The 25367-nt window shown below is 67.1% G+C and carries 29 protein-coding genes, 1 pseudogene and 1 riboswitch; of the genes and pseudogenes, 14 read left to right on the forward strand and 16 right to left on the reverse strand.

Annotated features, from left to right (window positions below):
* From A5752_RS17705 to A5752_RS17720, 4 genes are all read right to left on the reverse strand, one after another.
* Positions 1 to 456 (reverse strand): transglycosylase family protein (locus tag A5752_RS17705; RefSeq protein ID WP_197500662.1); only part of this gene is annotated, 456 nt, incomplete at its 3' end.
* Positions 457 to 465: 9 nt separating this feature from the next.
* A riboswitch (cyclic di-AMP (ydaO/yuaA leader) is annotated at positions 466 to 643 on the reverse strand.
* 253 nt (positions 644 to 896) lie between these two features.
* A complete protein-coding gene (locus A5752_RS17710) occupies positions 897 to 1163 on the reverse strand; it encodes a MoaD/ThiS family protein (protein WP_067088136.1) in 267 nt (88 codons plus the stop codon).
* Positions 1164 to 1176: 13 nt separating this feature from the next.
* Positions 1177 to 2226, reverse strand: coding sequence for a GTP 3',8-cyclase MoaA (moaA, locus tag A5752_RS17715; RefSeq protein WP_067088138.1), 1050 nt, complete (start codon positions 2224 to 2226; stop codon positions 1177 to 1179).
* Complete coding sequence (locus A5752_RS17720; RefSeq protein WP_067088140.1) at positions 2223 to 2639, reverse strand: YccF domain-containing protein; 417 nt, start codon at positions 2637 to 2639, stop codon at positions 2223 to 2225. The genes moaA and A5752_RS17720 overlap by 4 nt, the downstream gene beginning before the upstream one ends.
* Positions 2640 to 2800: 161 nt before the next feature.
* Between A5752_RS17720 and A5752_RS17725 the strand changes: the two genes are divergently transcribed.
* The gene (locus A5752_RS17725) at positions 2801 to 3211 is read left to right on the forward strand and encodes a cold-shock protein (RefSeq protein WP_067088142.1); all 411 of its coding nucleotides are present in this window, start codon (positions 2801 to 2803) and stop codon (positions 3209 to 3211) included.
* 60 nt (positions 3212 to 3271) lie between these two features.
* On the opposite strand, the gene A5752_RS17730 is transcribed toward A5752_RS17725, so the two are convergent.
* The gene (locus A5752_RS17730) at positions 3272 to 4144 is read right to left on the reverse strand and encodes an endonuclease domain-containing protein (protein WP_067088144.1); all 873 of its coding nucleotides are present in this window, start codon (positions 4142 to 4144) and stop codon (positions 3272 to 3274) included.
* A gap of 124 nt (positions 4145 to 4268) precedes the next feature.
* On the opposite strand from A5752_RS17730, the gene A5752_RS17735 reads away from it, so the two are divergent.
* A complete protein-coding gene (locus A5752_RS17735; RefSeq protein WP_067088146.1) occupies positions 4269 to 5285 on the forward strand; it encodes a glutathione S-transferase family protein in 1017 nt (338 codons plus the stop codon).
* 4 nt (positions 5286 to 5289) lie between these two features.
* Here A5752_RS17735 and A5752_RS17740 read toward each other — a convergent pair whose 3' ends face one another.
* Together A5752_RS17740 and A5752_RS17745 are read right to left on the reverse strand one after the other, a co-directional pair.
* The gene (locus A5752_RS17740; protein WP_067088148.1) at positions 5290 to 5769 is read right to left on the reverse strand and encodes a DUF2771 domain-containing protein; all 480 of its coding nucleotides are present in this window, start codon (positions 5767 to 5769) and stop codon (positions 5290 to 5292) included.
* Entirely contained in the window at positions 5766 to 7352 is a 1587-nt protein-coding gene (locus A5752_RS17745) for an MFS transporter (RefSeq protein ID WP_197500664.1), read from the reverse strand. The genes A5752_RS17740 and A5752_RS17745 overlap by 4 nt, the downstream gene beginning before the upstream one ends.
* Before the next feature lie 196 nt (positions 7353 to 7548).
* Between A5752_RS17745 and A5752_RS17750 the strand changes: the two genes are divergently transcribed.
* Positions 7549 to 8310, forward strand: a complete 762-nt coding sequence (locus A5752_RS17750) for a DUF3027 domain-containing protein (RefSeq protein WP_067088152.1) — start codon at positions 7549 to 7551, stop codon at positions 8308 to 8310.
* Here the strand turns inward: A5752_RS17750 and A5752_RS17755 are convergent.
* Positions 8307 to 8759, reverse strand: a complete 453-nt coding sequence (locus tag A5752_RS17755) for an SRPBCC family protein (protein WP_067088154.1) — start codon at positions 8757 to 8759, stop codon at positions 8307 to 8309. The genes A5752_RS17750 and A5752_RS17755 overlap by 4 nt on opposite strands.
* Before the next feature lie 20 nt (positions 8760 to 8779).
* A complete protein-coding gene (locus A5752_RS17760) occupies positions 8780 to 9019 on the reverse strand; it encodes a DUF2530 domain-containing protein (protein ID WP_067088156.1) in 240 nt (79 codons plus the stop codon).
* A gap of 42 nt (positions 9020 to 9061) precedes the next feature.
* On the opposite strand from A5752_RS17760, the gene A5752_RS17765 reads away from it, so the two are divergent.
* Together A5752_RS17765 and A5752_RS17770 are read left to right on the forward strand one after the other, a co-directional pair.
* Positions 9062 to 9937, forward strand: a complete 876-nt coding sequence (locus A5752_RS17765; RefSeq protein WP_231983447.1) for a TrmH family RNA methyltransferase — start codon at positions 9062 to 9064, stop codon at positions 9935 to 9937.
* A gap of 5 nt (positions 9938 to 9942) precedes the next feature.
* Positions 9943 to 10215 carry a DUF2537 domain-containing protein gene (locus tag A5752_RS17770; RefSeq protein WP_067088210.1) on the forward strand — a complete coding sequence of 91 codons (273 nt, stop codon included), beginning with the start codon at positions 9943 to 9945 and terminating at the stop codon, positions 10213 to 10215.
* Positions 10216 to 10328: 113 nt separating this feature from the next.
* On the opposite strand, the gene sepH is transcribed toward A5752_RS17770, so the two are convergent.
* On the reverse strand, positions 10329 to 11144 hold the full coding sequence (gene sepH, locus A5752_RS17775) for a septation protein SepH (protein WP_067088158.1): 816 nt from the start codon (positions 11142 to 11144) through the stop codon (positions 10329 to 10331).
* Positions 11145 to 11227: 83 nt separating this feature from the next.
* Positions 11228 to 12373 carry a phosphoserine transaminase gene (serC, locus tag A5752_RS17780; RefSeq protein WP_067088160.1) on the reverse strand — a complete coding sequence of 382 codons (1146 nt, stop codon included), beginning with the start codon at positions 12371 to 12373 and terminating at the stop codon, positions 11228 to 11230.
* 150 nt (positions 12374 to 12523) lie between these two features.
* On the opposite strand from serC, the gene A5752_RS17785 reads away from it, so the two are divergent.
* The 3 genes from A5752_RS17785 (at position 12524) to A5752_RS17795 (ending at position 15888) form a co-directional block, all read left to right on the forward strand.
* Positions 12524 to 13012 carry a CAP domain-containing protein gene (locus A5752_RS17785; RefSeq protein WP_082963948.1) on the forward strand — a complete coding sequence of 163 codons (489 nt, stop codon included), beginning with the start codon at positions 12524 to 12526 and terminating at the stop codon, positions 13010 to 13012.
* Positions 13013 to 13187: 175 nt separating this feature from the next.
* On the forward strand, positions 13188 to 14201 hold the full coding sequence (locus A5752_RS17790; protein ID WP_067088162.1) for an AurF N-oxygenase family protein: 1014 nt from the start codon (positions 13188 to 13190) through the stop codon (positions 14199 to 14201).
* Positions 14202 to 14211: 10 nt separating this feature from the next.
* A complete protein-coding gene (locus A5752_RS17795; protein WP_067088164.1) occupies positions 14212 to 15888 on the forward strand; it encodes an FAD-dependent oxidoreductase in 1677 nt (558 codons plus the stop codon).
* Positions 15889 to 15890: 2 nt separating this feature from the next.
* Here the strand turns inward: A5752_RS17795 and A5752_RS17800 are convergent, their stop codons facing one another.
* The 3 genes from A5752_RS17800 to A5752_RS17810 all read right to left on the reverse strand — a co-directional run bounded on the left by A5752_RS17800 (position 15891) and on the right by A5752_RS17810 (position 18181).
* Positions 15891 to 16346, reverse strand: a complete 456-nt coding sequence (locus A5752_RS17800) for a VOC family protein (RefSeq protein WP_067088166.1) — start codon at positions 16344 to 16346, stop codon at positions 15891 to 15893.
* A gap of 117 nt (positions 16347 to 16463) precedes the next feature.
* Positions 16464 to 17066 (reverse strand): maleylpyruvate isomerase family mycothiol-dependent enzyme, encoded by a 603-nt coding sequence (locus A5752_RS17805; RefSeq protein WP_156613968.1) that lies wholly within the window; start codon positions 17064 to 17066, stop codon positions 16464 to 16466.
* Positions 17063 to 18181 (reverse strand): citrate synthase 2, encoded by a 1119-nt coding sequence (locus A5752_RS17810; protein ID WP_067088168.1) that lies wholly within the window; start codon positions 18179 to 18181, stop codon positions 17063 to 17065. The genes A5752_RS17805 and A5752_RS17810 overlap by 4 nt, the downstream gene beginning before the upstream one ends.
* A 116-nt stretch (positions 18182 to 18297) precedes the next feature.
* Here A5752_RS17810 and pdxH point away from each other — a divergent pair, with 116 nt between their 5' ends.
* The 5 genes from pdxH (at position 18298) to A5752_RS17835 (ending at position 23092) form a co-directional block, all read left to right on the forward strand.
* The gene (pdxH, locus tag A5752_RS17815) at positions 18298 to 18927 is read left to right on the forward strand and encodes a pyridoxamine 5'-phosphate oxidase (RefSeq protein WP_082963949.1); all 630 of its coding nucleotides are present in this window, start codon (positions 18298 to 18300) and stop codon (positions 18925 to 18927) included.
* A gap of 112 nt (positions 18928 to 19039) precedes the next feature.
* Complete coding sequence (locus tag A5752_RS17820; RefSeq protein WP_067088172.1) at positions 19040 to 19690, forward strand: TetR family transcriptional regulator; 651 nt, start codon at positions 19040 to 19042, stop codon at positions 19688 to 19690.
* Positions 19691 to 19786: 96 nt separating this feature from the next.
* The gene (locus A5752_RS17825; RefSeq protein WP_082963950.1) at positions 19787 to 21094 is read left to right on the forward strand and encodes a citrate synthase; all 1308 of its coding nucleotides are present in this window, start codon (positions 19787 to 19789) and stop codon (positions 21092 to 21094) included.
* A gap of 131 nt (positions 21095 to 21225) precedes the next feature.
* A complete protein-coding gene (locus A5752_RS17830) occupies positions 21226 to 22683 on the forward strand; it encodes an MFS transporter (protein WP_067088174.1) in 1458 nt (485 codons plus the stop codon).
* On the forward strand, positions 22673 to 23092 hold the full coding sequence (locus A5752_RS17835; protein WP_067088176.1) for a MarR family winged helix-turn-helix transcriptional regulator: 420 nt from the start codon (positions 22673 to 22675) through the stop codon (positions 23090 to 23092). The genes A5752_RS17830 and A5752_RS17835 overlap by 11 nt, the downstream gene beginning before the upstream one ends.
* On the opposite strand, the pseudogene A5752_RS17840 reads toward A5752_RS17835, so the two are convergent.
* Both A5752_RS17840 and A5752_RS17845 read right to left on the reverse strand, forming a co-directional pair.
* Positions 23089 to 24615, reverse strand: a pseudogene (locus A5752_RS17840) (phytoene desaturase family protein); the annotation flags it as partial. The gene A5752_RS17835 and the pseudogene A5752_RS17840 sit on opposite strands and share 4 nt — an antisense overlap.
* A 98-nt stretch (positions 24616 to 24713) precedes the next feature.
* Entirely contained in the window at positions 24714 to 24962 is a 249-nt protein-coding gene (locus A5752_RS17845; RefSeq protein WP_067088181.1) for a DUF2630 family protein, read from the reverse strand.
* Positions 24963 to 24992: 30 nt separating this feature from the next.
* Here A5752_RS17845 and A5752_RS17850 point away from each other — a divergent pair, with 30 nt between their 5' ends.
* Positions 24993 to 25367 carry an FKBP-type peptidyl-prolyl cis-trans isomerase gene (locus tag A5752_RS17850; RefSeq protein WP_067088183.1) on the forward strand — a complete coding sequence of 125 codons (375 nt, stop codon included), beginning with the start codon at positions 24993 to 24995 and terminating at the stop codon, positions 25365 to 25367.

The raw sequence follows: 25367 nt of genomic DNA on the forward strand, positions 1-25367 counted from the left end.
GATGTGTATAAGCGACGGATCGAACGGCGGGGGCGGCGGAGGCAGCAGGTTGTTCACCGCGTCGATCGCGTCGTCGACGACGTTGCGCGGCGTCGCACCGGACAGGCCGCGACCGCACGTGGGCCACGCGCCCTTGCCCTGGCTGGCGAGCACGCGTTCGGCGACCGCGATCTGCTCTTCCTTGGAGGCCAGGTGCGCGGCGGGTGCGTACTCACCGCCGCCGTGACCGGACCAGGTGCTCGGCGAGAACTGCAGCCCGCCCTGATAGCCGTTGCCGGTGTTGATCGACCAGTTGCCGCCGGACTCGCAGCTGGCGACCTGATCCCATTCGCTATCCGAGGCGGCGTTGGCCTGGCTGGCCAGAGCGATGCTTCCGGTTCCGAGCACAGCGCCCGTGAAGGCGACTTTCGCAACGTTGACAGCCGACGAAGTCGGCTTGCGGTGCCGTCCACTCATAGGTGCGTTCGGTCCTCTCTTCGGCGCCCGCGAGGTCAGCTGTCGGGTTCGGGCTGGAGAGGTATGCCCGGCCGTGTCGCACAACGCGATTCGGCTTCACCCCAAGGAACCGTCGGTTCCTGGTCCGTCTTTGACTCGGCGGACCGGTGGGTCCCCCGCCTCCATCCAAGTTGTTCGTTGGTATCCCGTGCGCCAACGGATGGAGCTCGGCGCGGTTGGGCACGGCGGGCCAATCGGTTTGGGGTCGACCGGCTTGGGACTGAACCGTATCGGCTCGTTTTGGCCGCGTCATCTTTTGCCGATTACGGCGTTTTCCGCCTCGGCAAATCTTAAAAATCCTCTAAATGCCCAGCAGTTTCGGGCGTTTCCGCAGGACTATCGCGGGCTCCACCGCGTCGTAGCCAGGTTGTGATCATTCCGTTATGTGACGGAAATCACCGTTATCCGCCAGCGAATGGGGGAAGAACATCGATCGTTTGAGCGTCGCGCAACGCGACCGACTCATCGCGCACTGCGACGCCGTCGCACAGAAAACTGCAGCGTTTCAAGACTTTCGCGAGATTCTCGTCGCGTTCGGCCAGGCCGGCGACGAGCACCGCGAGCGTCGTTCCGGGCCGAAGCCGAATCGTCTCCTCATCGTTACCGGCGGCGGCCCGTGCAGCCGCGAAGTAGCGGACGTTCACCGCGAATGTCGTTGCCGTCGTCATTGCTTCCTTCGACTCATCCGCCGATCGCGCTCATCGGGCGGTCGGGTTGCACGAAGTCCGGATCGTTGATGCCGTGGCCCGCGGCCTTGGCCCACATCGCCGCGCGCCACGCGGCCTCGACGGCGGCGTCGTCGGCACCGTCGCGCATCAGGCGGCGCAGGTCGGTCTCCTGCCGGGCGAACAGACAGTTGCGGACCTGACCGTCGGCGGTCAGCCGGGTGCGGTCGCAAGCGGAGCAGAACGCGTGCGAGACCGAGGCGATGATGCCGACCTTGCCCACCCCGCCGTCCACCCGCCACAACTCGGCGGGCGCCGATCCGCGCGGCGCGGAATCGGGGGTGAGGTCGAAGTGCTGCTGAAGCGCGGCCAGCACGTCGTCCGCGGCGATCGCCTTGCCCCGCTGCCACGCGTGGCCGGCGTCCAACGGCATCTGCTCGATGATGCGCAGCTGATAGCCGTGGTCGAGGCAGTACCGCAGCAGCGCCACCGCGTCGTCGAGCCCGGTGACCGGGTCGAGCACGGCGTTGACCTTCACCGGATCGAGCCCCGCGGCCTTGGCCGCCCGCAGACCGGCCAGCACATCGGCGAGTCGGTCCCTGCGGGTGATCGCGGCGAACCGCGCGGAGTCCACGGTGTCCAGCGATACGTTGATCCGGTTCAGCCCGGCGCTCTTGAGCCGCTCGGCCCGCTTGTCGAGGCCGATGCCGTTGGTTGTCAACGTGATCTCCGGGCGCGGTCGCAGCGCGGCCGTGGCGGCGACGACGTCCTCGAGGTGCCGGGCGACCAGCGGCTCGCCCCCGGTGAAGCGCACGCTTCGGATGCCCAGCTTCTCCACGGCGATGCGCAGCAGGCGGGTCAGCTCCTCGGGCCGCAGCAGCTGTTCCGACGGCAGCCAGTCCAGTCCCTCGGCGGGCATGCAGTAGGTGCAGCGCAGATTGCAGCGGTCGGTCAGCGACACCCGCAGATCGGTGGCGACCCGGCCGAAGGTGTCGATCAGCGGCCCGCCGGCGGGGGCGGGCGAGGGCGGTGCGGCCGAGGGCACACCGAGGTCGATGACGGTCATGCGGCGGCTCGCCGAGGATCGGCGGCGGGCTGGCCCAGGCTGTCGACGGGGACGATGTCCTTGCCGAGCGGCATCAGCGACACCGGGATGAGCTTGAGGTTGGCCAGCGCGAGGGGGATGCCGACGATCGTGATCGCCATCGCCACGGCGGTGATGACGTGGCCGATCGCCAGCCAGACGCCGAACAGGATGACCCAGATGACGTTGCCGATCAGCGCTCCGGGACGGGGTCCCGGTTTGTCGACGATCGTTTGGCCGAACGGCCACAGCGCGTACACCGCGATGCGCAGGGCGGCGAACCCGAACGGGATGGTGATGATCAGCACGAAGCAGATCAGCGCCGCGAGCAGGTAGCCCAGCGCCAGCCATAAACCGCCGAAGACCAACCAGATGATGTTGAGTATCAATCGCATATGGGCGCTTCTTCTCCTCCAGCGGTGGCTTTCAGCCTACCGATAAGGGGGTGCTGGCGAGGTAGAGGTCAGAGTAGGATCGGGCAACACGCGTCCCGGCGCAATCGGGGCGCTTTCCTTATGTTCGCTATGTAGGTACACAAGACGAGCGGGTGAGACCAGTGCCGACCGGCAAGGTTAAGTGGTACGACGCCGAAAAGGGCTTCGGGTTTTTGTCGCAGGAGGACGGCGAGGACGTCTACGTCCGATCCTCGGCGCTGCCATCCGGTGTCGAGACCCTCAAGGCCGGTCAGCGCGTCGAGTTCGGGATCGCCGCGGGCAGGCGCGGTCCCCAGGCGTTGACGTTGAAGGTCATCGATCCGCCGCCTAGCCTCACGCGGATGCGCCGCGAGGCGGCCGCCGCCGAGCGCAAGCACTCGCCCGACGAGCTGCACGGGATGATCGAGGACATGATCACGCTGCTGGAGAGCACCGTGCAGCCCGAGCTGCGTAAGGGCCGCTATCCCGACCGCAAGGTCGCTCGCCGGGTGTCCGAAGTGGTGCGTGCGGTCGCCCGCGAGCTCGAGCACTAGGTTTTATCGGCTCGAAACTGAGCTTGTGTTCGAGTATTCGGGCCTGGAACGCGCATAAGTTCAGATTCGGCGGCTCGGCCCGGGCCAGCCCGCGTCGCGCAGAGCGGAGGTTGTGCGCTCGATGATTGTGTTCGGTCGATAGCGCAGCATCTCGGCGCTCACGCGGATGATCCGCCAGCCGAGCGCTTCCAACCTCGCCTGTCTATCGATGTCGGCTGCGCGAATCCGCGGGTTCGTCCAGTGCTGTTCCCCGTCGTACTCGACGCCCACCTTCCACTCAGGCCATCCCATGTCGATGCGACCGACGTGCACGCCGCAAGCGTCATAGACGTTGATCTGCGTGCGCGAAGGTCGTAGACCGGCGTCCGTCAGCACGAGCCGGGTGCGTGTTTCCTGCGGCGATTCGGCGCCTGGGTCGGCGAGTATCAGGACTTCGCGCAGTTGTCTCAGACCCCGTGCGCCGCGGTGACGTTCGATCAGGGCGTTGACGTCGGACAGCTGCAGCGCGGTGGCACGAAGCAACGCATCCACGCGAATGACGGCGAGGGTCCGCCCATATCGGCGGCCGACGTCGAACGCCGTCCGCGCCGGGGTCGTCACCGGTAGTCCACGCACGGTGCAGATTTCCTCGGGCGCCAGCGTGTCGTTGTGCAGGACGATTCCTCTTGTCTTGTGCTGGCTGCGCTGGTTGAGTTCGGCCGGAAGTCGGGTGTCGATCCACTTCGCTCCGTGCACCGCCGCAGCCGAGACAGCGACGACCGTCGCCGTGCGTCTCGACCACAGCCACGCAGCACGCGCGTTGTCCATTGGCGTGAGCACCTGACCGCGCGGGACGTACACATTGCGAAAGACAGCCTCGTATCGGGTGGACAGTTGATAGCGGTTGACCCTGCCCGCTGCCAGCGCCTCGCTACCCAAGAACGGCCAGTCCACAGTGGTATGACGGCGGTGTCGCCCAGCCGGTTCCACTGGGCGACTCACTCGAAACTGAGCTTGTGCGCGGAAACCTGGCGCCAGAACGCGCATAAGTTCAGATTCGGGGGGAAGAATCGACGTCATGGCATATGTCGCCGACAAGTCCGACTCGGGTGGCGAGTTCAACCGCGACACCAAGTACATCGGCACTCGTATCACCGCCGATGGCCGCGACGGCTACCCCGTCGAACCCGGCCGCTACCGGCTGGTCGTCGCGCGCGCCTGCCCGTGGGCCAACCGCGCGATCATCGTTCGACGGCTGCTGGGCCTCGAGGACGTGTTGTCCATCGGCTTCTGCGGTCCGACCCACGACGAGGACAGCTGGACGTTCGACCTCGATCCGGGCGGCGTCGACCCGGTGCTGAAGATCCCGCGGCTCAAGGACGCCTACCTCAAACGGTTCCCCGACTACGACAAGGGCATCACGGTCCCGGCCATCGTCGACGTGCCGACCGGTGAGGTCGTCACCAACGACTTCCCCCAGATCACGCTCGACTTCTCCACCGAGTGGACCCAGTACCACCGCGACGGCGCGCCGGACCTGTACCCGGAGCCGCTGCGCGACGAGATCGACGAGGTGGCGCAACGCATCTACACCGAGATCAACAACGGTGTGTACCGGTGCGGGTTCGCCGGCTCCCAGGAGGCCTACGAGAAGGCCTACGACCGGCTGTTCTTCGCGCTCGACTTGCTCTCCGAGCGCCTGGACGGCCAGCGATACCTGGTGGGCGACACCATCACCGAGGCCGACGTCCGGCTGTTCACCACGCTTGCGCGGTTCGACCCCGTCTATCACGGGCACTTCAAGTGCAACCGCCAGAAACTCGCCGAGCTACCCGTGTTGTGGGCTTACGCCCGAGACCTGTTCCAGACGCCGGGCTTCGGCGACACCATCGACTTCGTCCAGATCAAGCAGCACTACTACATCGTGCACACCGACATCAACCCGACGCAGGTCGTTCCGAAGGGGCCCGACCTGTCCAACTGGTTGACACCCCACGGCCGGGAAGCGTTGGGCGGCAGACCCTTCGGCGATGGAAGCCCGCCGGGCCCGCCGCGCGACGGCGAACGCGTACCGCACGGGCACGGAGCAGGCTGACCCGTCAGGACCACACCGTGCGCACCGACCACTCGGCGTGCGGCGCAGGCACCTCTTCCTCGTCGATGCGGACCAGCGTGGGCAGCCATATGACGAACCCGGTGAGCTTGCCGCGGTGCGGGTCGACGGTCGGGATCGTCACCGCCAAGCGGGTGTTGGGCCGGAATTCCTCGATCACGTCGGAGTCCTCGTATTGGCGCAACAGCACCCACGGCGCCCGACCGATCGCCGGCGGCACCGACACCTGCACTGTGTGACGTTCGTTGACCGGCAGCTCGCCCTGATCCTCGAACACCTCGCACTTGGTCGGGTTTTTCACGTCGCAGTACCGATAGGGGCCGACACGCACGAGGTGGCCACTCGAATATGCACTGATCTCAGGGTATTTCGGGGCGGGTTCGGCGCTGAGCCGCCAGATGAGCACGCCGGTGCCCACGCTCGCGAGAATCACCACCGCGACCAGCGCGGCGATCATGCGCTTCACTCGTGCGCCACCGCCGCGGCGTCGGAAAGCCCGCCCTCTTGTTCGGCCAGCACGGGTCGGTTTCCGCCGAGGCCGGGAATCAGCGAGTCACCGCGGTAGCTCACGACGGTTTGCGCGAGGCCGAGGATCAGCACTGAGGTGATCGCCGTGAAGCCGACCCACAGTTCGGTGTATACGAGCACGCCGACCGCGCCGCCCGCGACCCAGGCAAGCTGCAGCACCGACTCCGAACGGCCGAACGCCGACGCCCGCGACTCCTCGGGCAGATCGTCCTGCAGCGACGCGTCCAGCGAGGCCTTGCCGATCGCACTGGCCCCCGAGGTCACCAGTGTCGCGATCGCCGCCACCAGAAGGTTGCCGGTCAACGCGGCGGCCAGCGCGACGAGGGTGACGACGACCGTGCAGCGCACGACCACCTTCGCCGGATAGCCGAGCTTGAGTCGCGCGCTGGTGAAGTTGCCCGCGAAGTTGCCGATGGCCGCGGCCGCGCCGATCACCCCGAGGATGCGCAACTGCTCCCACCCGCTGGCGTCATGCGACTTGGCGACGAACGCCGGATACAGGAACAGAAAGCCGACCATCACCTTGATGGTGCAGTTGCCCCACAGCGCGGCGATGGTGTTGCGCCCCAACGGCTGGCGCGCCGACTTCGGCGGCGACAACGGTTCGGCGCCGCGCCGCAGTTCGCCCGTGCGACCGTGATAGCTCAGCGTCGCCGGCACCTCGCCCTCGGTGACCTCCACCCATCTCGGGATCCGCATCGACAGTGCGGCACCGGCCACCGACACCGCGACGATCACGTAGAGCGCGCCCGGCATCTCGAACAGCTTGAACAGGTACTCCGCCCCGGCGGCAACCGCGCCGCCGACCATCGTGCCGCCGAGTAGTCCGAACGTGGTCAGCCGCGAGTTCACCCGAACCAAGTCAATGGTCGGCGGCAGCACACGCGGCGTCACCGCGCTGCGCAGCACGCTGAATGACTTGGACAGCACCATCATTCCCAGTGCGCACGGGTAGAGCACCCACGACGGGAAGCTTCCGGTGGCGCCGTCGTAGTTGGCGATCAACACCACGGCGAGCGCGGTGCGCAACGCGAAGGACGTGGCCAGCGCGACCCGGCGGCCGTGCTGCAGGCGGTCGAGCGCCGGCCCGATCAGCGGCGCGATGACGGCGAACGGCGCGATGGTGATCAACAGGTACAGCGCGACCTTGCCCTTGCTCTCCCCGGAGGCCGCCGCGAAGAACAGGGTGTTGGCCAGCGCCACCGCCATCGCGGCGTCCACGGCGAAGTTCGCGACCACCGGCCACGTCAGCGCCGTCAGACCGGACTTGTCGGCGCCGTCGGCGGTCGCGGCCCGGTGCACCAGGCCGTACATCTTGGAGCCCATCTCGCGGCTGCGCTGCGCGGCCACCCTTGTGACGGTGATCTTTTCGCCCGCGGCGCTGCCCATCCGGTGCGGAGGGGGCGTGGCGCCGAATTCGCGGGTGGGCTCGTCGAGCGGCGGCAGCCAGCGGTTGGCGCTCGGGGTCGGGCCGTTGCGGCGGGGGCGACGGTAACTCGGGTCGCTCGGATAGTTCGCCATTCCCGGGTGCTCGTCGCTCCACCGGTCGTCGGCGGGCGGTCGCGGCGGGTAGTAGCGGGGGTCGCGCCGACCCGTGAAGTCTCGGGGGTCACGACGCGGTCCGGTCACGATGTCGATTCTCCACCATCGAAGCGGTGGCGGGCGTGCAGCCAACCGGTGTGGCTGCCGGTTAGCCGGTCAGGCAGTATTGAGGGCGATGGACAGCGTGACCGAATCCGCCGAACGGCCGGATCTGGAGGCGGTGCTTCTCGGCGCCGTCGACGACGCCCGCGCGGCGATCGTCGAGTTCAGCGGCGAGAACACCGTCGGTGAATACCTCGGTGCGAGCTTCGAGGACCCGACCGCGGCTACGCACCGCTTCCTCGCCGACCTGCCTGGCTACCGCGGCTGGCAGTGGGCTGTCGTCGTCGCGGCATGGCCCGGCGCCGACCACGCAACCATCAGCGAGGTGGTGCTGGTGCCGGGGCCGACGGCGTTGCTGGCGCCGAAGTGGGTGCCGTGGGAAGAACGTGTCCGCCCCGGCGATCTGGGCCCGGGAGACCTCCTCGCGCCGCCAGCCGACGACCCGCGGCTGGTTCCCGGATACATGGCGACCGGCGATCCGCAGATCGATGACGTCGCGCTCGAGGTCGGTCTGGGCCGACGCCAGGTGCTCAGCCAGTGGGGTCGCCTGGACGCCGCGCAACGTTGGCACGACGGCGACTACGGACCGGGTTCGGCGATGGCGCGTTCGACGCGGCGGGTATGCCGAGACTGCGGCTTCTACCTTCCGCTGTCCGGAGCGCTCGGGACGATGTTCGGCGTCTGCGCCAACGAGTTCTCCGCCGACGGTCACGTCGTCGACGCCGAATACGGTTGCGGTGCACACTCGGACACCCCGCAACCCGCCGGTGGCGGATCACCGTTGTATGACCCGTACGACGACGGCGTGCTCGATCTGGCCGAGCCCGCCGATTAGCTCTCGGCCGCGGCCTTGATCCTCGCGAGCGACTCGTTCATGCCTTCGACGAGTTCGCGTTCGAAACTGGGCACCCCGCCCATGACCGCGTTGACCGCCATATTCGAAACCGGCTTCACGCCGTTCTCCGCGTGACGGGTCTCCACCAGTCGGGTGCCGGTCTCCGTGGGTTCGAGCTCGTAGCTCCACACCGTGCCGTTCTCGTTGACCCGGAACGCAAGCTTCTTCTCCGGAACCAGCTCGGTGATCTGACTCGTGGTGGGCCAGAACAGGAACTTGCGTCGATTCAAGTTGATCGTCTTCGCCCCCGGCCGTAGCGGGCCGAACGTCTTCATGAGTCGGCACTGCGGGCTCCATCGCGGCATGTTCTTGAGGTCGGAGATCAGCTCCCACACCTTCGACACCGGGGCGTTGATCGTCGTCTCGGCTTGCAACAGCGGCGCTGCCATTGCGTCCTCCTGTCTCTTGTTTACGTGAGTCCGCTCTGAGCCCCGCGCGATCCGCGACGCACGGCGCGACGTTGCCACAACCAGATGCCCGTGCCAAGGGCGCCGACACCCAGCCCGGCCAGCGTGTACGGCCGCCACTCGTGTAAACCGGTCACCGTGAAAGCCAGGATCGCAGCGACAACCCACCCGGCCGCGATCGCGACGACGACCGGCCCGGGCCTGAGCAGGACGGCGGGCAGCGGAGGTGGTTGCGGGGTCATTGCTATGAAAGGTAGCCCACGGCGCGGCGGTGCCGGTCGGGCGTGACCGTGGCAGCCACCGTGATCGACGTCGCCGATCCGTCCGATCCGCGTCTCGACGACTTCCGCGACCTCAACAGCGTCGACCGCCGACCCGATCTGCCCACCGGCAAGGGGCTGGTGATCGCCGAGGGCGTGCTGGTGGTGCAGCGGATGCTGGCGTCGCGGTTCGTCCCCCGCGCGATGATGGGCACCGACCGCCGCCTACAGGAGCTCGCGGCCGACCTCGGCGGTGTCTCGGCTCCCTACTACCGCGTGGCTGCCGATGTGATGGCGGACGTGGTGGGCTTTCACCTCAACCGCGGCGTGCTGGCTTCGGCGTCGCGGCCGCGGGAGTTGACGGTCGCGGAGGTGTTGGACGGCGCCCGCACCGTCGCGGTGCTCGAAGGCGTAAACGACCACGAGAACCTCGGCTCGATCTTTCGAAATGCCGCCGGCCTCGGTGTGGACGCGGTCGTCTTCGGCACCGGCTGCGCCGACCCGCTGTACCGGCGTGCGGTCCGGGTGTCGATGGGCCACGCGCTGCTCGTGCCGTACGCGTGGGCGCAGTCGTGGCCCGCGGATTTGGAGTTGTTGCGCGACAACGGCTTTCGCATGTTAGCCATGACGCCGGGCCCCACCGCGCGTTCCCTGGCCGACGCGATGTCGGACGTCGTCGACGACAAGGTGGCGATCCTGGTCGGGGCGGAAGGACCGGGGCTGACCGAGCGGACGATGCGCGCGGCGGATCTTCGGGTGCGGATACCGATGTCGCGGGGAACCGACTCGCTCAACGTCGCGACCGCTGCCGCACTGGCGTTCTATGAGCGGGTTAGATTGGGGACCGGCGAGCTGGGGCCACACCCGAAGGGTAGGGGAGAGCGGAGCGAATCGGAGTGACGGAGATGACCGACGACTCGACGCCCTGGGCGATGGGGTTGACGGTGGCGGCGTTCGTCGCGGCGGTGATCGCGGCCGCGATCGTGGTGCTCAGCCTCGGCCTGCTGCGGCTGCATCCGCTGCTGGCGATCGGGCTCAACCTGGTCGCGGTCGGCGGCCTGGCCCCGACGGTGTGGGGCTGGCGCAATCGGCCGGTGTGGCGGTGGTTCGTGCTGGGCTCCGGCGTCGGCGTGGCCGCCGCGTGGCTGGTCGTGCTCGCCGTCGCGCTCAGCAGCTGACCTGAGCCGAACTCGGAGGTCGCCCGGTCCTGCCGACCAGACGCAAAACTGCCCAATTTCGCGCGTTTTCGGGCAGTTTTGCGACTGCTCGCGGGAAGAAGTGCGGGAGGACCTCAGCGCTGGCCGCTGGAGCGCACGCCCAGCAGGACGTCCTCCCAGGCCGGAACGGCGGGCTTGGCCTTACCCCTGCGGGCCTTGGCCGGCTTCGGCGCGACGGGCTCCGGGGCTTCTTCGGGCTGGGGCTCGGGTGGAGTCGCCTGCACCGGCGGGTCGATCGGAAGCGTCGGCTCCTCGACCTCGACCTGCGGCTCGGGCAGCGCAGCCACGGGGCGCAGCGGTCGACTGAAGTTCGGGTCGATCAGTTCGGACGCCGCATCGTCGAAGGCGGTGACCGTCCCACCATGGGCGCCGGGAGAAAAGCGGAAATGCGCCGCGAGGTCCGACCTACCTGCTTTCCATGCCAGCCGCACCGTCCAGCGGCCGTCCTCGTTGCGCCACGCGTCCCAGGTCGGCGCGTCCGGGTCGAGTCCGCGCGCGATCAGCGCCGTCGTGACCGTCTCCAGCAGGGTCAGGACCGACGGCCCGTCGGCGAGCACCGGATGCGCGGCGGTTGCCAGCTCGGCGGCGCGGGCACGCTCGAGCAATACCGGATGTGCGAACCGCTCGACACGGGACACGTCGACGCCCGAAGCCTCCGCGACCTGTTCTACGGATGCACCGGCCCTGATTCGGGACTGAATCTCCTTGGGTCGCAGCACGGTTTGAACCTCGGCCTCGTCTCGTGGCTGACTCGAACCCACCTGGTCACCACGGACGGCGGCCCGCAGCCGATCGTCGCGCAGCAACGTGAACTTCTCGCCGGAGCCGTCGGCCTCGCAGATGATTCGTTTGCCGTCCACATCGAGTCCGACGACTTTGAGTTCCCGCATGGCGACCTCCTCCGGGCTAACGCGAAGCCCGATCAACCGGACACTACTGCGTTATCCGCCCGTTACCTGGTATGACACGCGGGCTAAAGACGCGACACCACCCAGTCGATGCATGCAGTCAGCGCGCTGACGTCCTCCGGATCGACGGCCGGGAACATGCCCACCCGCAGCTGGTTGCGGCCGAGCTTGCGGTAGGGCTCGGTGTCGACGATGCCGTTGGCCCGCAGCGTCTTGGCCACCGCGGCCGCGTCGACGTCCTCGTTGAAGTCCACTGTGCCCACCACCTGCGAGCGCAACGCCGGGTCGGTGACGAACGGCGTGGCGAACTGCGCCGCGTCGGCCCAGCCGTAAAGCCGCTGCGACGAATCCGCCGTGCGCTTGACCGCCCAGTCCAGGCCACCGTTGCCCAGCAGCCAGTCCAGCTGCTCGGCGAACAGGATCAAGGTGCCGATCGCCGGGGTGTTGTACGTCTGATTCTTGAGGCTGTTCTCGATCGCGATCGGCAGCGACAAGAACTCTGGCACCCAGCGACCCGCGGCCGCGATCGCCTCGACGCGGGCGAGCGCGGCCGGCGACATGATTGCCACCCACAGCCCGCCGTCGCCGGCGAAGTTCTTCTGCGGAGCGAAGTAGTAGACGTCGGATTCGGTGATGTCGACCGGCAGCCCGCCCGCCGCGGACGTTGCGTCGATCGCGATCAACGCATCGCCCGAACCGTCTGGACGCTGCACGGGGACCGCGACCCCCGTTGAAGTCTCGTTGTGCGCCCAGCCGATCAGGTCGACCGACGTATCCGACGTCGGCTCCGGTGCGCTGCCCGGATCCGCCTTGACGACGACGGGGTCGCCCACGAACGGGTTCTTGGCCACCGCTGAGGCGAACTTCGCGCTGAACTCGCCGTAGGTCAGGTGCAGCGAACGCTTCTCGATCAGGCCGAACGCCGCCGCATCCCAGAACGCGGTGGTGCCGCCGTTGCCGAGAATCACCTCGTACCCGTCGGGCACCGAGAACAGCTCACGCAGTCCGTCGCGTACCCGGCCGACCAGATTCTTCACCGGCGCCTGGCGATGCGAGGTTCCGAACAGGTCACCCGCCGCGGCGAGCGCGGCCAGCTGTTCGGGGCGGACCTTCGAGGGTCCGCAGCCGAAACGGCCGTCGCGCGGTTTGAGGTCGGCGGGGATCGCGAGGGCCGATGAGCCGCTCGGGCGAAGAGCATCTGGCTGCGACATGCGATCAACAGTAATGACCGGTCCTGTGCGGTCCGCGCGGGGATGGGCGGCAGAGATATGTCACAAAAGTGGGTAAACGACCTACATAGAGACCTCGTTGTGTCCATACTGTGACCTGTCGGGGACTGAAGCTCGAGCCCAGGGGGGCACGTGAACAGTCGTAGAAAAAGCTCGGTCCTGTTTTCCATCTGCACGGGTGCTCTGGCGGTCTGCGCACCGCTGGTCGCGGGCCCGGCCCAGGCCGATGGCGCCGACGACGGCGCACTTTTGAACGAGATCAATGCCGCACGCGCGGGGAACGGCTGCGGCCCGGTTGCGGGAAACCCGCAGCTGAGCTCCGCCGCGGCCCGGCAGGCTAACGACATGCTCGCCAACAACGTTCGCAGCCACACCGGTTCGGACGGGTCATCCGTTGGCCAGCGCATCACCGCCGCCGGCTACACGCAGTTCTCCAACGCCGGCGAAATCATCTTCTGGAGCACGGGGGTCGGGGCGGTGCCCGCCGAAGCGGTCAATTGGTGGATGAACAGCCCCGGGCACCGCGCGATTATCACCGACTGCAGCATGACCGAAGTCGGTGTCGCCGTGGTGCGCAACGGCCCCAGGGCCGCCGCCGTGGGTGAGTTCGGCAGCAGATAGCGCCCGGCGCTCACCTCTCCTCGCGGGCACTCACAGCTGTGACCGCGATCACATCTCGATGTCTTTGACCCCGTGTGACACATCGCGCTCGGGGGTATGTTCAGTAGGCGATACCTCCGGTACCGTTGTTGGACATCAGAGGCGCAGATGTAAACCTCATAGGGGAGGTCCGAGAATGGCGCGAACCCGATTGGTCAGGCGATGGCGTCGCAACATGGAAGTCACCGAGGACGCCGAATACGTCGACACGCTCACCACGCTGTCCGAAGGGTCGGTGCGGCGGAACTTCAATCCGTACACCGATATCGACTGGGACTCCCCGGAGTTCGCGGTCACTGAGAACGACCCGCGCTGGGTGCTGCCCGCGACCGACCCGCTCGGTGGACATCCCTGGTATCAGGCGCAACCGCTCGAACGACAGATCGAGATCGGAATGTGGCGGCAGGCCAACGTCGCGAAGGTCGGTCTGCAGTTCGAGATCATCCTCATCCGCGGGCTGACGAACTACGCGTTCTGGGTGCCCAACGGGTCACCCGAGTACCGGTACTGCCTGCACGAGTCGGTCGAAGAGTGCAACCACACGATGATGTTCCAGGAGATGGTCAACCGCATCGGCGCCGACGTGCCTGGCATGCCCCGCATGCTGCGGTGGCTGTCGCCGTTCATCCCGCTCGTGGCCGGACCGCTGCCGATCCCGTTCTTCTTCGGCGTGCTCGCCGGCGAGGAGCCGATCGACCACACACAGAAGAACGTGTTGCGCGAGGGCAAGGAACTGCACCCGATCATGGAGCGGGTGATGGCCATCCACGTCGCGGAGGAGGCCCGTCACATCTCGTTCGCGCACGAGTATCTGCGCAAGCGCCTGCCGCGGCTCAACCGCCGTCAGCGGTTCTGGCTGTCGTTGAACGTGCCGATCATCATGCGGGTGTTGTGCCAGGCGATCATCGTGCCGCCGAAGGCTTTCTGGCGTGAGTTCGACATCCCGCGCTCGGTGCGCAAGGAGCTGTTCTTCCGCGCGCCGAAGTCCCGCCAGTTCCTGCGCGACATGTTCGGCGATGTTCGGATGCTGTGCCATGAAACCGGATTGATGAACCCGTTCGCGAGGTTGATGTGGCGGCTCTGCAAGATCGACGGCAAGCCGAGCCGTTACCGCAGCGAACCGGCCCGTCAGCACGTGATCGCCGCCTAGGACGCACGACGTGCCCCACGTGATCACCCAGTCGTGTTGCAGCGACGGGTCCTGTGTCTACGCGTGCCCGGTCAACTGCATTCACCCGACACCCGACGAGCCCGGTTTCGCGACCGCCGAGATGCTCTACATCGATCCCGTGGCGTGCGTCGACTGCGGAGCCTGCGTGTCGGCGTGCCCGGTCGGGGCGATATCGCACGATTCGAAGTTGACGCCGGAGCAACTTCCGTTCGTCGAGTTGAACGCGGCGTTCTATCCCGAACCGGACGGCAAGCTGCCGCCGACGTCGAAGTTGGCGCCGGTCATCGAGGCGCCGGTGGTTTATCCGCGCGCCGGCGGACCGCTGACCGTCGCGATCGTCGGTTCCGGGCCCGCCGCGATGTACGCCGCCGACGAATTGCTCACCCAGAAGGGCGTGTGCGTCAACGTTTTCGAGCGGCTGCCCACGCCGTACGGGTTGGTGCGCGCGGGTGTCGCGCCCGACCATCAGAGCACCAAGCGGGTGACCAAACTGTTCGACAAGGTAGCGGCGCAGCCGGGGTTCACCGTCTACCTCAACGTCGAGGTGGGCACGGACGTCACACACGACGAGCTGCTCGAACATCACCATGCCGTGCTCTACGCGGTGGGGGCGCCCAACGATCGGCGGCTCGACATCGCAGGGATGGGGCTGCCGGGCACGGGCACCGCCACCGAGTTCGTGGCCTGGTACAACGGCCACCCCGAATTCGACTCGCTGCCAGTCGATCTGGCTCATGAGCGGGTGGTCATCGTCGGCAACGGTAACGTCGCCCTCGACGTCGCACGGATCCTCACCACACGTCCGGATGTGCTTGCGCGAACCGACATCTCCGATCACGCGCTCGCCGTGCTTCGCGAATCCAAGGTGACCGAGGTCGTGATCGCGGCTCGGCGCGGGCCGAAGGACTCGGCATTCACGCTGCCCGAGCTGTTGGGGTTGACGTCGACGTGCGACGTGGTGTTGTCGCCCGCCGACCACGAGTTGGTGGACCGGGACCTGGCCGCTGCCGAAGATCCGTTGACGCGCAACAAGTTGGAAGTCCTGAGCAAGGTCGGGGATACCTCGGCGCCGGCGACACGGCCGCGGATCCGCCTGGCGTACCGGATGACGCCAAAGCGGGTGGTCGGCGAGGGCCGGACTGACGCGATCGAGTTCACCGTCACCGGAACCGACGAGGTCTGTCGGCTCGACGCGGGGCTGGTGCTGACCTCGATCGGCTACCGCGGCAGACCGATTCGCGGCCTGCCCTTCGACGAGTCTGTGGCGGTCGTTCCCAACGACGGCGGACGCGTCGTCGACCCCCGCTCGGGTGAGCCGGTTCCCGGCAGCTACGTCGCCGGGTGGATCAAACGCGGACCGACGGGATTCATCGGCACCAACAAGTCGTGCGCGGCACAGAGCGTGCACAACCTGGTCGCCGACTACAACGACGGCAGGCTGCGCGACCCGCTATACAAGCCGGGCGCACTCGACAAGCTTGTCCGCAGCCGACGTCCAGACATGGTCGACTCGGCCGGGTGGAAGGCGATCGACGCCGCCGAGATCGCCCGCGGCGGCGACGAGCGCCCGCGCGTGAAGTTCACCTCGGTCGCCGACATGCTGACAGCTGCGAAAGCGGACGCGCCGCGGTTCGGCCGGCGCCTACTCGCCGGCCTGCGCCGCTGACGTCACTGGGGCTGCTGCACCGCCTTCTCGATCTCCTCGGGGCTGACCTCGCGCATCGGCTGCCCCATCGACCACATGTGTCCGAACGGGTCGCGTAGCACGCCGTAGCGGTCGCCCCAGAACATGTCATCGAGCGGCATCACGACGGTCGCACCGGCGTCGACCGCCTTCTGAAACTTGGCATCGACATCGCTGACGGTCAGGTGAATAGTCACAGGCGAACCGCCGAACGCCTCCGGCGTCTCCGACCTGCCGTCGTTCATCTCCGGAAAATCGTCGTTGAGCATCACCAGCGAACCATTGATGCGCAGCGCCGCGTGGAACAACTTCTTCCCGTCCGGTCCGGGCACCCGGCCGAGTTCCTCGGCGTCGAACGCCTTGACGTAGAAATCGATGGCCGCAGCGCCGTCGCTGACCGTGAGCATGGGGGACACTTCTGGCTTTACCTCGATGGCCATGTGCAGGGCTCCTTTCGATTCGGGTTTGCGCCCGCGGAGGGGGTCACCAGTACCGACCTGCGCCGAGCGCCGAATTCATCGGTACGTGGCCCATGCAACCACCGACCACCGACAGGATCAGACGATCGAAAAGGACGGCGGCAGCCCGTCGCGTCCGGTCAGCGCCATCAGCACCGTCTCACCGTGCGCCTGGGCCGCGATCCGAGCCGCCAACACCAACGCCTCCTCGAGCACCGATGGCGGCAGCGTGAACGAAATCCCAATTGCGCGTGCGATATCCAGGCTGTGCACGGCCAGCTCGAACGTCCGCGTCGGCAGGTAGTCCCGCAGCCGGATACCCAGCCCGCCGATCACCTGGATCAGCGGATCGTCCACCGTCTCCACGCGCGCCAAGGCCTGTGTGACGAGGTCGGCGACCGTCGCTGCCGGATCGTCACCCAGGTCGCGGCCAGCCTGCCTGCCCCGCTCGGCGACGGCAGCGGGATCCATGCCCAGTGCGGTGGGGTTCACCCGTGCGTAGTACTCCTGCGGGGAGGTGATGTCCGCGCGGTCGGCGGTGGTCTCGAGGTAGGTGAGCACCGTGATGAGTGACCGTGACGTGTGCCCGACCAGCGAACGCAGATCCCAGTCGCCCAGCCCCGGCTTCGACCACGCGTCGGCGGGAATCCGGCCGACGAGGTCCGCGAAACTGTGTGCCGCCGCGGCGAACGTCGGGGTCACGACCGGACGATCTGGTCCCAGCCCGCGACCGACTCCGGGCTGCGCGGCGCCGGACCGACGTAGATCGCCGACGGACGCACCAGCTTGCCGAGCCGCTTCTGCTCGAGGATGTGCGCACACCAGCCCGCGGTGCGGCCGCAGGTGAACATCGCGGGCATCATCTTGGTCGGCACCTGCGCGAAGTCCAGGATCACCGCCGCCCAGAACTCGACGTTGGTCTCGATGGCGCGGTCCGGCCGCCGCTCGCGCAGCTCGGTCAGGGCGGCCTGTTCGAGCGCGGCGGCCACCTCATAGCGCGGGGCCTCGAGCCGCTTGGCCGTCGCGCGCAGCACCCGGGCCCGCGGATCCTCGGCACGGTAGACCCGATGCCCGAAGCCCATCAGCTTCTCCTTGCGGTCCAGGATGCCTTTGACCACCGCGCGGGCGTCGCCGGTCTTCTCGGCCTCCTCGATCATCGGGATCACGCGGGCTGGGGCGCCGCCGTGCAGCGGCCCGCTCATCGCGCCGATCGCGCCGGACAGGGCGGCAGCGACGTCGGCCCCGGTCGACGCGATCACGCGGGCGGTGAACGTCGAGGCGTTCATGCCGTGTTCGGCTGCGCTGACCCAGTAGGCGTCGATGGCCTCCACATGGCGGGGATCGGGATCGCCCTGCCAGCGGGTCATGAATCGCTCGGTCACCGTTGAGCATTCGTCGATGGTGCGCTGGGGTACCGCGGGTTGGTAGATACCGCGTGCCGATTGCGCGACGTAGGACAACGCCATCACCGAAGCCCGGGCGAGGTGGTCGCGGGCGGTGGCGTCGTCGATGTCGAGTAGCGGGGGATAACCCCAGATCGGCGCCAGCATCGCGAGCCCCGCCTGGACGTCCACGCGCACATCGCCGCTGTGAATGGGCAGCGGGAAGGGCTCGGCGGGCGGCAGTCCGTTGCCGAACTTGCCGTCGACCAGCAGCGCCCACACGTCACCGAAGGTCACCCGCTGGTTGACCAAGTCTTCGATGTCGACGCCGCGGTACCGCAGCGCGCCGCCGTCCTTATCGGGTTCGGCGATCTCGGAGGTGAAGGCGACGACGCCCTCGAGGCCGGGTACGAAATCTTCAGGCACCGTGCTCATGGCCAGATTCTTGCACCCGCGCAACCGCGGTCATCTCGCGGTTGCTGACACCGCGGTGCGCGGTCTGGGCGTAGCGTTGTCGCGTGGCGGAGGTAGGCCCAGAACGCTTGGCGAGGATGCGGGTGGAATACGGTTCGGCGGAAAAAGACGGCAGTCCCGATCTCGATGTGGATTGGCTGGCCGACGGCTGGGTTACGTTGCTGCGCAAATGGTTAGCCGACGCCGAGCGCGCCGGTGTCGCTGAGCCCAACGCGATGGTGGTGGGCACGGTGGACGGTAACGGACGGCCCGTGACCCGATCGGTGTTGTGCAAGAGCGTCGACGACGCCGGCATCACGTTCTATACCAACTACGACTCCGACAAAGGCGAGCAGTTGGCGGCGACGCCGTACGCGTCGGCCACGTTTCCGTGGTACCCGATCGGGCGCCAGGTCCACGTGCGCGGACCGGTCCTAAAGGTGTCCGCGGAGGAGACGGCCGAGTACTGGTCCAAGCGCCCGCGGGGGTCGCAGCTCGGCGCGTGGGCGTCGTACCAGTCGAAGCCGATCGCGTCCCGCGCCGCGCTGCTGGACCAACTGACGGAGGTGACGCAGCGATTCGCTGACCACGAAACCGTTCCCGTGCCGCCGAATTGGGGCGGCTATCTGATCGCGGCCGAGGTCGTGGAGTTCTGGCAGGGCCGGGAGAACCGGGTGCACAACAGGATTCGCATTCAGGATGGGCGGGTCGAGCGGCTGCAGCCGTAGGAGCCGGTGTTAGCTGCGGCGAGGCAACGGTCCAAAATGCAGACGTCGATCATGTATTCGACGTCAACGGATTCTTAGCTCTCTCATAGATTCGGCGATTAGTATCGCCTTCGTGCCTGACGGAAGGGGGGCGCAGACTCTCGGGCTGCGCGAGCGCAAGAAGCTGCGCACGCGAGCGACTCTCATCGACGCCGCCGTGGAGCTGTGCAACAGCCAGGGGTTCGACAACACCACGGTGGACCAGATCGCCGCGGTGGCCGACGTCTCGTCCCGCACCTTCAGCCGGTACTTCCCGACCAAAGAGGCGATTGCGCTGGCGTTGGTCGACGAGATTCTCGACCGAACCGCCGTGGAGCTCGCCCGCCAGGGCGACGAGGTCAACCACTACGAGGCGCTGCTGCGAGCCAACGTCGCGATGGCCGAGTCGGCCAAGCGGGCGGGGCCCGGCGGGCTGACTGCCGAGCGGCTGCTGTGCATCACCCGGATCATCGTGACGTCGTCGATCCTGCGCCAGGCCAGCGTGGAGTTTCGCGGCAACGCGATCGAGCGCGCGTTGGCCGCCCGACTGAGCGTCCCGCTCCACGACCAGAAGGTCAGGCTTACGGCCGCGGTGTGGGGTGCGGTGATCATGACGGCGCTGGGCAGTGTCGCGCAGGACAATCGAGACTGGTCGCAGGTCTCCGTCGACGACCTCATCGATCGGCTGAGAGCGGTATTCGATCAGTTCACCGACTTAGCGGGTAATCTGCATCAGCCCGTCTGAGCAACTGACGCCCCCGCTGGGGCGCGGCTGCCGGAATGGGACTACCTTTTGTAGGAGCAATGTTCGAATACTCCCAGCAGCGACGAAGGGAACCTCGTGGCCGATAACGCGAAGAGTGGGGAAGGGCAAGCCACCCTCTCCTACCCCGGTGGCACGCTCGACCTTGACATCGTTTCCGCCACTGAGGGCTCGGATGGCATCGCGCTGGGTTCACTGCTGGCCAAGTCGGGCTACACGACGTACGACGAGGGCTTCGTCAACACCGCGTCGACCAAGAGTGCGATCACCTACATCGACGGCGACGCCGGCATCCTGCGCTACCGCGGGTATCCGATCGAGCAGCTCGCGGAGAAGTCGAACTTCATCGAGGTGAGCTACCTGCTCATCTACGGTGAGCTGCCCACCAAGGAGCAGCTGGCGGAGTTCACCACCCGGATCCAGCGTCACACGCTGCTGCACGAGGACCTCAAGCGGTTCTTCGACGGCTTTCCGGCCAACGCGCATCCGATGCCGGTGCTGTCGAGCGCGGTCAATGCGCTGTCGACGTACTACGAGGATTCGCTCGACCCCTTCGACGACAACCAGGTCGAGCTGTCGACGATCCGTCTGCTGGCCAAGCTGCCGACCATCGCGGCCTACGCCTACAAGAAGTCGGCGGGCCAGCCGTTCCTGTATCCGGACAACTCGCTGACACTGGTCGAGAACTTCCTGCGCATGACGTTCGGTTTCCCGGCCGAGCCCTACGAGGTGGACCCGGAGATCGTCCGGGCGCTGGACATGCTGTTCATCCTGCACGCCGACCACGAGCAGAACTGCTCGACGTCGACCGTGCGTCTGGTCGGCTCGTCGCAGGCGAACCTGTTCACGTCGATCTCCGGCGGCATCAACGCGCTGTGGGGCCCGCTGCACGGCGGCGCCAACCAGGCGGTGCTGGAGATGCTCGAGAAGATCCGCCAGGCCGACTTCGACGTCCACGAGTTCATCAAGAAGGTGAAGAACCGCGAGGACGGCGTCAAGCTGATGGGCTTCGGCCACCGGGTTTACAAGAACTACGACCCGCGCGCCCGCATCGTCAAGGAGCAGGCCGACAAGATTCTCGGCAAGCTCGGCGGCGACGACGAGATGCTCGACATCGCACGGACTCTCGAGGAAGCCGCTTTGACCGACGACTTCTTCATCGAGCGCAAGCTCTACCCGAACGTCGACTTCTACACCGGCGTGATCTACCGGGCGATGGGCTTCCCGACGCGCATGTTCACCGTCTTGTTCGCGCTCGGCCGGTTGCCCGGCTGGATCGCGCACTGGCGGGAGATGCACGACGAGGGCAGCGGCAAGATCGGCCGTCCGCGCCAGATCTACACCGGTTACACCGAGCGGGACTACAAGGACGTCGGCAGCCGCTAGGCCCGTCGGCGAACGTGCGTTACCCGCACGTTCTCGGCTTCCAAAGCGTCCCGTAAACCCACACTCGGCGTCGCGTATCTCACTGCTGACCGCCCTTGCCACCCAAACAGTTGTAGTTTCACAATTGTTGAGTGAATGAATCCGTCGTCCGGTCGTCCCCAGCTTCGCGTGGGCCCAGAGCCGCTCGGCGCAAGGCCATCATCTTGGTGACCTGCTGCCTGAGCCTGCTGATCGTGTCGATGGACGCGACGATCGTCAACGTCGCGATTCCGAACATCCGCGCCGACCTGCACGCCACCGGGTCGCAGCTGCAGTGGGTGATCGATATCTACACCCTGGTCTTGGCCTCGCTGCTGCTGTTGTCGGGTGCGACGGCCGACCGCTTCGGCCGCCGCGGCACATTTCAGATCGGGCTGACGGTGTTCGCCACCGCGTCCCTGCTGTGCAGCTTGGCGCCGAACATCGAGACGCTGATCGCCGCCCGCTTCCTACAGGCGATCGGCGGGTCGATGATGAACCCCGTCGCGATGTCGATCATCACGCAGGTGTTCACCGGTCGGGTGGAACGAGCGCGGGCCATCGGTATCTGGGGCGGGGTCGTAGGAATCTCGATGGCGGCCGGCCCGATCGTCGGTGGTGCACTCATCGAGTGGATGAACTGGCGGGCAGTGTTCTGGATCAATCTGCCGATCTGCGCGCTGGCCATTCTGCTGACGGTCATCTTCGTTCCGGCGTCGAAGTCGGCGACGATGCGCGACCTCGATCCGGTCGGGCAGGCGTTGGGGATGGCGTTCCTGTTCGGCCTCGTCTTCGTCCTCATCGAGGGCCCCGGATTGGGCTGGGGTGACGTTCGAACCGTCGCAGTCGCGGTGGCCGCGGTGGTGGCGTTCGTAAGCTTCTTGGGTTTCGAGGCACGCAGGCGAGACCCGTTCATCGATCTGAGGTTCTTCCGGAGCATCCCGTTCGCGTCGGCGACGATGATCGCGGTGTGCGCGTTCGCGTCATGGGGTGCGTTCCTGTTCATGATGTCGCTGTACCTACAGGACGAGCGTGGCTTCTCGGCGTTCCACACGGGGTTGATCTATCTGCCGATAGCGGTTGGGGCGCTGGTGTTCTCGCCGTTGTCGGGCCGGATGGTCGGGCGGTTCGGGGCGAGGCCGTCGCTGTTGATTGCGGGCACACTCATCACCGCGGCGACGGTGATGCTCGCCCAGCTGTCGTCGACGACGCCGGTCTGGGAACTGCTGGTGATCTTCGCGGTCTTCGGTATCGGATTCTCGATGGTCAATGCGCCGGTGACCAATGCGGCGGTCAGCGGTATGCCGACCGATCGTGCGGGGGCGGCCTCGGCGATCGCGTCGACCAGCAGACAGGTCGGCGTGAGTATTGGTGTGGCGCTGTGTGGTTCGGTTGCGGGCGGTGCGCTGGTGGCGATGGGGCCGGACTTTGCTACGGCTACCCGGCCGCTGTGGCTGATCTGCGCGGTGCTGGGTGTGGCGATCATCGTTCTCGGCTGGTATTCGACGTCGAGCAGGGCGTTGCGGTCGGCCGATCGCCTGGAACCGCTGGTGGCGGCCGATGTCCGGTAAGCAAGTGGCCGACGGGGCTTGGCGCGCGATGGCGGCGTTCGTCATCGAGAACCACGACAGTTGGAAGAGGGCGGTCGTCGAACAGTCCGGGTTGCCGTTCAGCAGGGTGCGAATCCTGCGACGGTTGAGCCGACGACCGATGACGGTCAAGGAGTTGGCGCACGCGGCGACCATCGACGCGCCGGCGGCGACCGTCGCGGTCAACGACCTGGAAGCGCGCGGGTTGGTGGTGCGCAAGGTCGATCCGGAAAACCGTCGATGCAAACGGGTTTCGCTCACCGACGCGGGGCGTGCCATGGTCAGTAAGATCGACGCGATCGACGACCCGGCGCCTGAGGTCATGACTGCGTTGGATGAGCACGACCTCGAGACGCTACGGCGCATCCTCGCCAAGCTGACGTCGTCTTAACCCTCCAGCACCGCCATCGCCGCGTTGTGGCCGCCGATCCCGGAGACGCCGCCGCCTCGACGCGAACCGGAGCCGCACAGCAGGATTCGTTCGTGCGCAGTGGCCACACCCCAGCGTTGAGCGGGAGTATCGAGTGGCTCGTCGTCCTCGGCGAACGGCCACGCCAGCCCACCGTGGAAGATGTGCCCGCCCGACATGCCCAATGAGTTTTCGAGATCGACGGTCGTCTTCGTCTCGATGCACAGCCGTCCCGCCGAATCTTCCATCACCACGTCGTGAATGGGTTCGGCCAGAACGGAGTTCAGCGAGTTGAGCACCGCTGAGGTCAACGAGTCGCGCATCCGGTCGGGGTCACCCGTCGATACCAGTTGGTGGGGAGTGTGCAGGCCGAAGACCGTCAACGTCTGCGCCCCGGCGGCGCGGAGTTCGTCCGAGAGGATCGACGGGTCGGTGAGCGAGTGGCAGTAGATCTCGCACGGCAGCGGGTCCGGCATCACTCCGTGATCCGCTCGTGCGTACGCCTCGTCCAGCTGGCTGTACGTCTCGTTGATGTGAAACGTACCGCCGAATGCCTGCTCGGGTGTCACGGCGTCGTCGCGCAAGCGTGGTAGCCGCCGCAGCATCAGGTTCACCTTGACCTGTGCTCCCGGCGTCGACTCCGGCGGTTGCTCACCCATCAAGCCCGCCAGCACAGTCGGTGTGACATTGGCCAGGACGACGTCGCCGTGGACGGTCTGCTCGGCGCCGTCGCAGTTGAACCGCACCTCGCCCGTCGGGTCGATCGCGTAAACATCGGCACCGCACGTGATTTCGGTACCGAAGCCGGTCGCGGCCGCCGCCAGGGCACCGCTGACGGCGCCCATTCCTCCGATCGGCACGTCCCAGTCGCCGGTCCCGTTGCCCAGCAGGTGGTAGAGAAAACAGACGTTCTGAATCAGCGACGGGTCGTCGAGACGGGCGAACGTCCCGATCAAGGCGTCAGTAGCCATCACACCACGCACGACATCGCTGTCGACGGCCGAGGTGATCGCGCGCCCTATCGGTTCGTCGATCATCATTCGCCACGCGGCCTCATCGCCGACGAGACGACGAGACTGCGTACGCGTCTGAAGCGGCTCCAGCAGCGTCGGCCACAACTTCTCGACGAGGCCACCACATCGTTGGTAGAAGCCGGCGAACCGCGCCTCGTCGTCAGCCGCGCCGATGGCGTCGAACGTCGACGTCGGCCCGATCAGCAATCCCGTGCGGCCGCCGGTCGCGGGGTCGGGCGTGTACGACGAGTAGCGGCGCCGAAGCAACCGCACCCGCGCGCCGAGGTCGTCGACGATGCGCCGCGGAAGCAGGCTGACGAGATAGGAGTAGCGAGAGAGCCGCGCGTCGACTCCCTCGAAGGCGTGCGCAGATACGGCCGCCCCGCCCACGTGGTCCAGGCGCTCCAGCACCCGCACTCGGCGACCAGCCTTGGCGAGATAGGCCGCCGCGACGAGGCCGTTGTGCCCACCGCCGACGACGACGGCGTCGTATGTCGCCGCCGAAGCGGCTCCGGCGTCGTATGTCGCCGCCGAAGCGGCTCCGGCGTCGTATGTCGCCGCCGAAGCGGCTCCGGTGTCGTAACCGGAACTCAGTTGAGGTAGCCCTCGACCTCGTCGGGCGGACGCACCTCTGCTTCTCGCGGATCACCGCCCGTCTCCCGCTTGGCCCGGCGCTGCCGCAGCAGATCCCAGCACTGATCGAGCTGCACCTCGACGGCTTTGAGCCGTTTGTGCTCCTCGGACTCGTCGATCTCGCGGTTCTGAAGCTTCGCCCGGAGTTCCTGCTCCTCGGCGACCAGCTTGTTGACCTGGTTGAGAATGTCTTGGTCTTTGGTCACCGCACCAGTCTGCCCGACTACCGTGAGTGCGTGACTTCAAGTTCAGGGCAGAAACCCGAAATCGAATTCCCCGACGGCCCTCCGCCCAGCGAGTTGGTGATCACCGATCTGGTCGTCGGTGACGGCGCCGAGGCGGTGCCCGGCGCCAACGTCGAGGTGCACTACGTCGGTGTGGAGTACGACACCGGCGAGGAGTTCGACAGTTCTTGGAACCGGGGCGAGTCGATCGAGTTTCCGCTGCGCGGCCTCATCCAGGGCTGGCAGGACGGCATCCCGGGGATGAAGGTCGGCGGGCGGCGACAGCTCGTCATCCCGCCGGAGCAGGCCTACGGACCTGCGGGTGGCGGACACCGGCTGTCGGGCAAGACGCTGATATTTGTCATCGACCTGTTGGCCACGCGCTAG

The sequence above is a fragment of the Mycobacterium sp. 852002-51961_SCH5331710 genome, assembly GCF_001665535.1.
GTDB lineage: Bacteria > Actinomycetota > Actinomycetes > Mycobacteriales > Mycobacteriaceae > Mycobacterium.

Bases quoted from the DNA above. Each gene is read 5' to 3' on its own strand.
- A5752_RS17710 (WP_067088136.1), bottom strand. From the start codon at position 1,163: ATGACGACGGCAACGACATTCGCGGTGAACGTCCGCTACTTCGCGGCT.
- moaA (WP_067088138.1), bottom strand. From the start codon at position 2,226: ATGACCGTCATCGACCTCGGTGTGCCCTCGGCCGCACCGCCCTCGCCC.
- A5752_RS17720 (WP_067088140.1), bottom strand. From the start codon at position 2,639: ATGCGATTGATACTCAACATCATCTGGTTGGTCTTCGGCGGTTTATGG.
- A5752_RS17735 (WP_067088146.1), top strand. From the start codon at position 4,269: ATGGCATATGTCGCCGACAAGTCCGACTCGGGTGGCGAGTTCAACCGC.
- A5752_RS17745 (WP_197500664.1), bottom strand. From the start codon at position 7,352: ATGGCGAACTATCCGAGCGACCCGAGTTACCGTCGCCCCCGCCGCAAC.
- A5752_RS17750 (WP_067088152.1), top strand. From the start codon at position 7,549: ATGGACAGCGTGACCGAATCCGCCGAACGGCCGGATCTGGAGGCGGTG.
- A5752_RS17755 (WP_067088154.1), bottom strand. From the start codon at position 8,759: ATGGCAGCGCCGCTGTTGCAAGCCGAGACGACGATCAACGCCCCGGTG.
- A5752_RS17760 (WP_067088156.1), bottom strand. From the start codon at position 9,019: ATGACCCCGCAACCACCTCCGCTGCCCGCCGTCCTGCTCAGGCCCGGG.
- A5752_RS17770 (WP_067088210.1), top strand. From the start codon at position 9,943: ATGACCGACGACTCGACGCCCTGGGCGATGGGGTTGACGGTGGCGGCG.
- sepH (WP_067088158.1), bottom strand. From the start codon at position 11,144: ATGCGGGAACTCAAAGTCGTCGGACTCGATGTGGACGGCAAACGAATC.
- serC (WP_067088160.1), bottom strand. From the start codon at position 12,373: ATGTCGCAGCCAGATGCTCTTCGCCCGAGCGGCTCATCGGCCCTCGCG.
- A5752_RS17790 (WP_067088162.1), top strand. From the start codon at position 13,188: ATGGCGCGAACCCGATTGGTCAGGCGATGGCGTCGCAACATGGAAGTC.
- A5752_RS17800 (WP_067088166.1), bottom strand. From the start codon at position 16,346: ATGGCCATCGAGGTAAAGCCAGAAGTGTCCCCCATGCTCACGGTCAGC.
- A5752_RS17810 (WP_067088168.1), bottom strand. From the start codon at position 18,181: ATGAGCACGGTGCCTGAAGATTTCGTACCCGGCCTCGAGGGCGTCGTC.
- pdxH (WP_082963949.1), top strand. From the start codon at position 18,298: ATGCGGGTGGAATACGGTTCGGCGGAAAAAGACGGCAGTCCCGATCTC.
- A5752_RS17835 (WP_067088176.1), top strand. From the start codon at position 22,673: ATGTCCGGTAAGCAAGTGGCCGACGGGGCTTGGCGCGCGATGGCGGCG.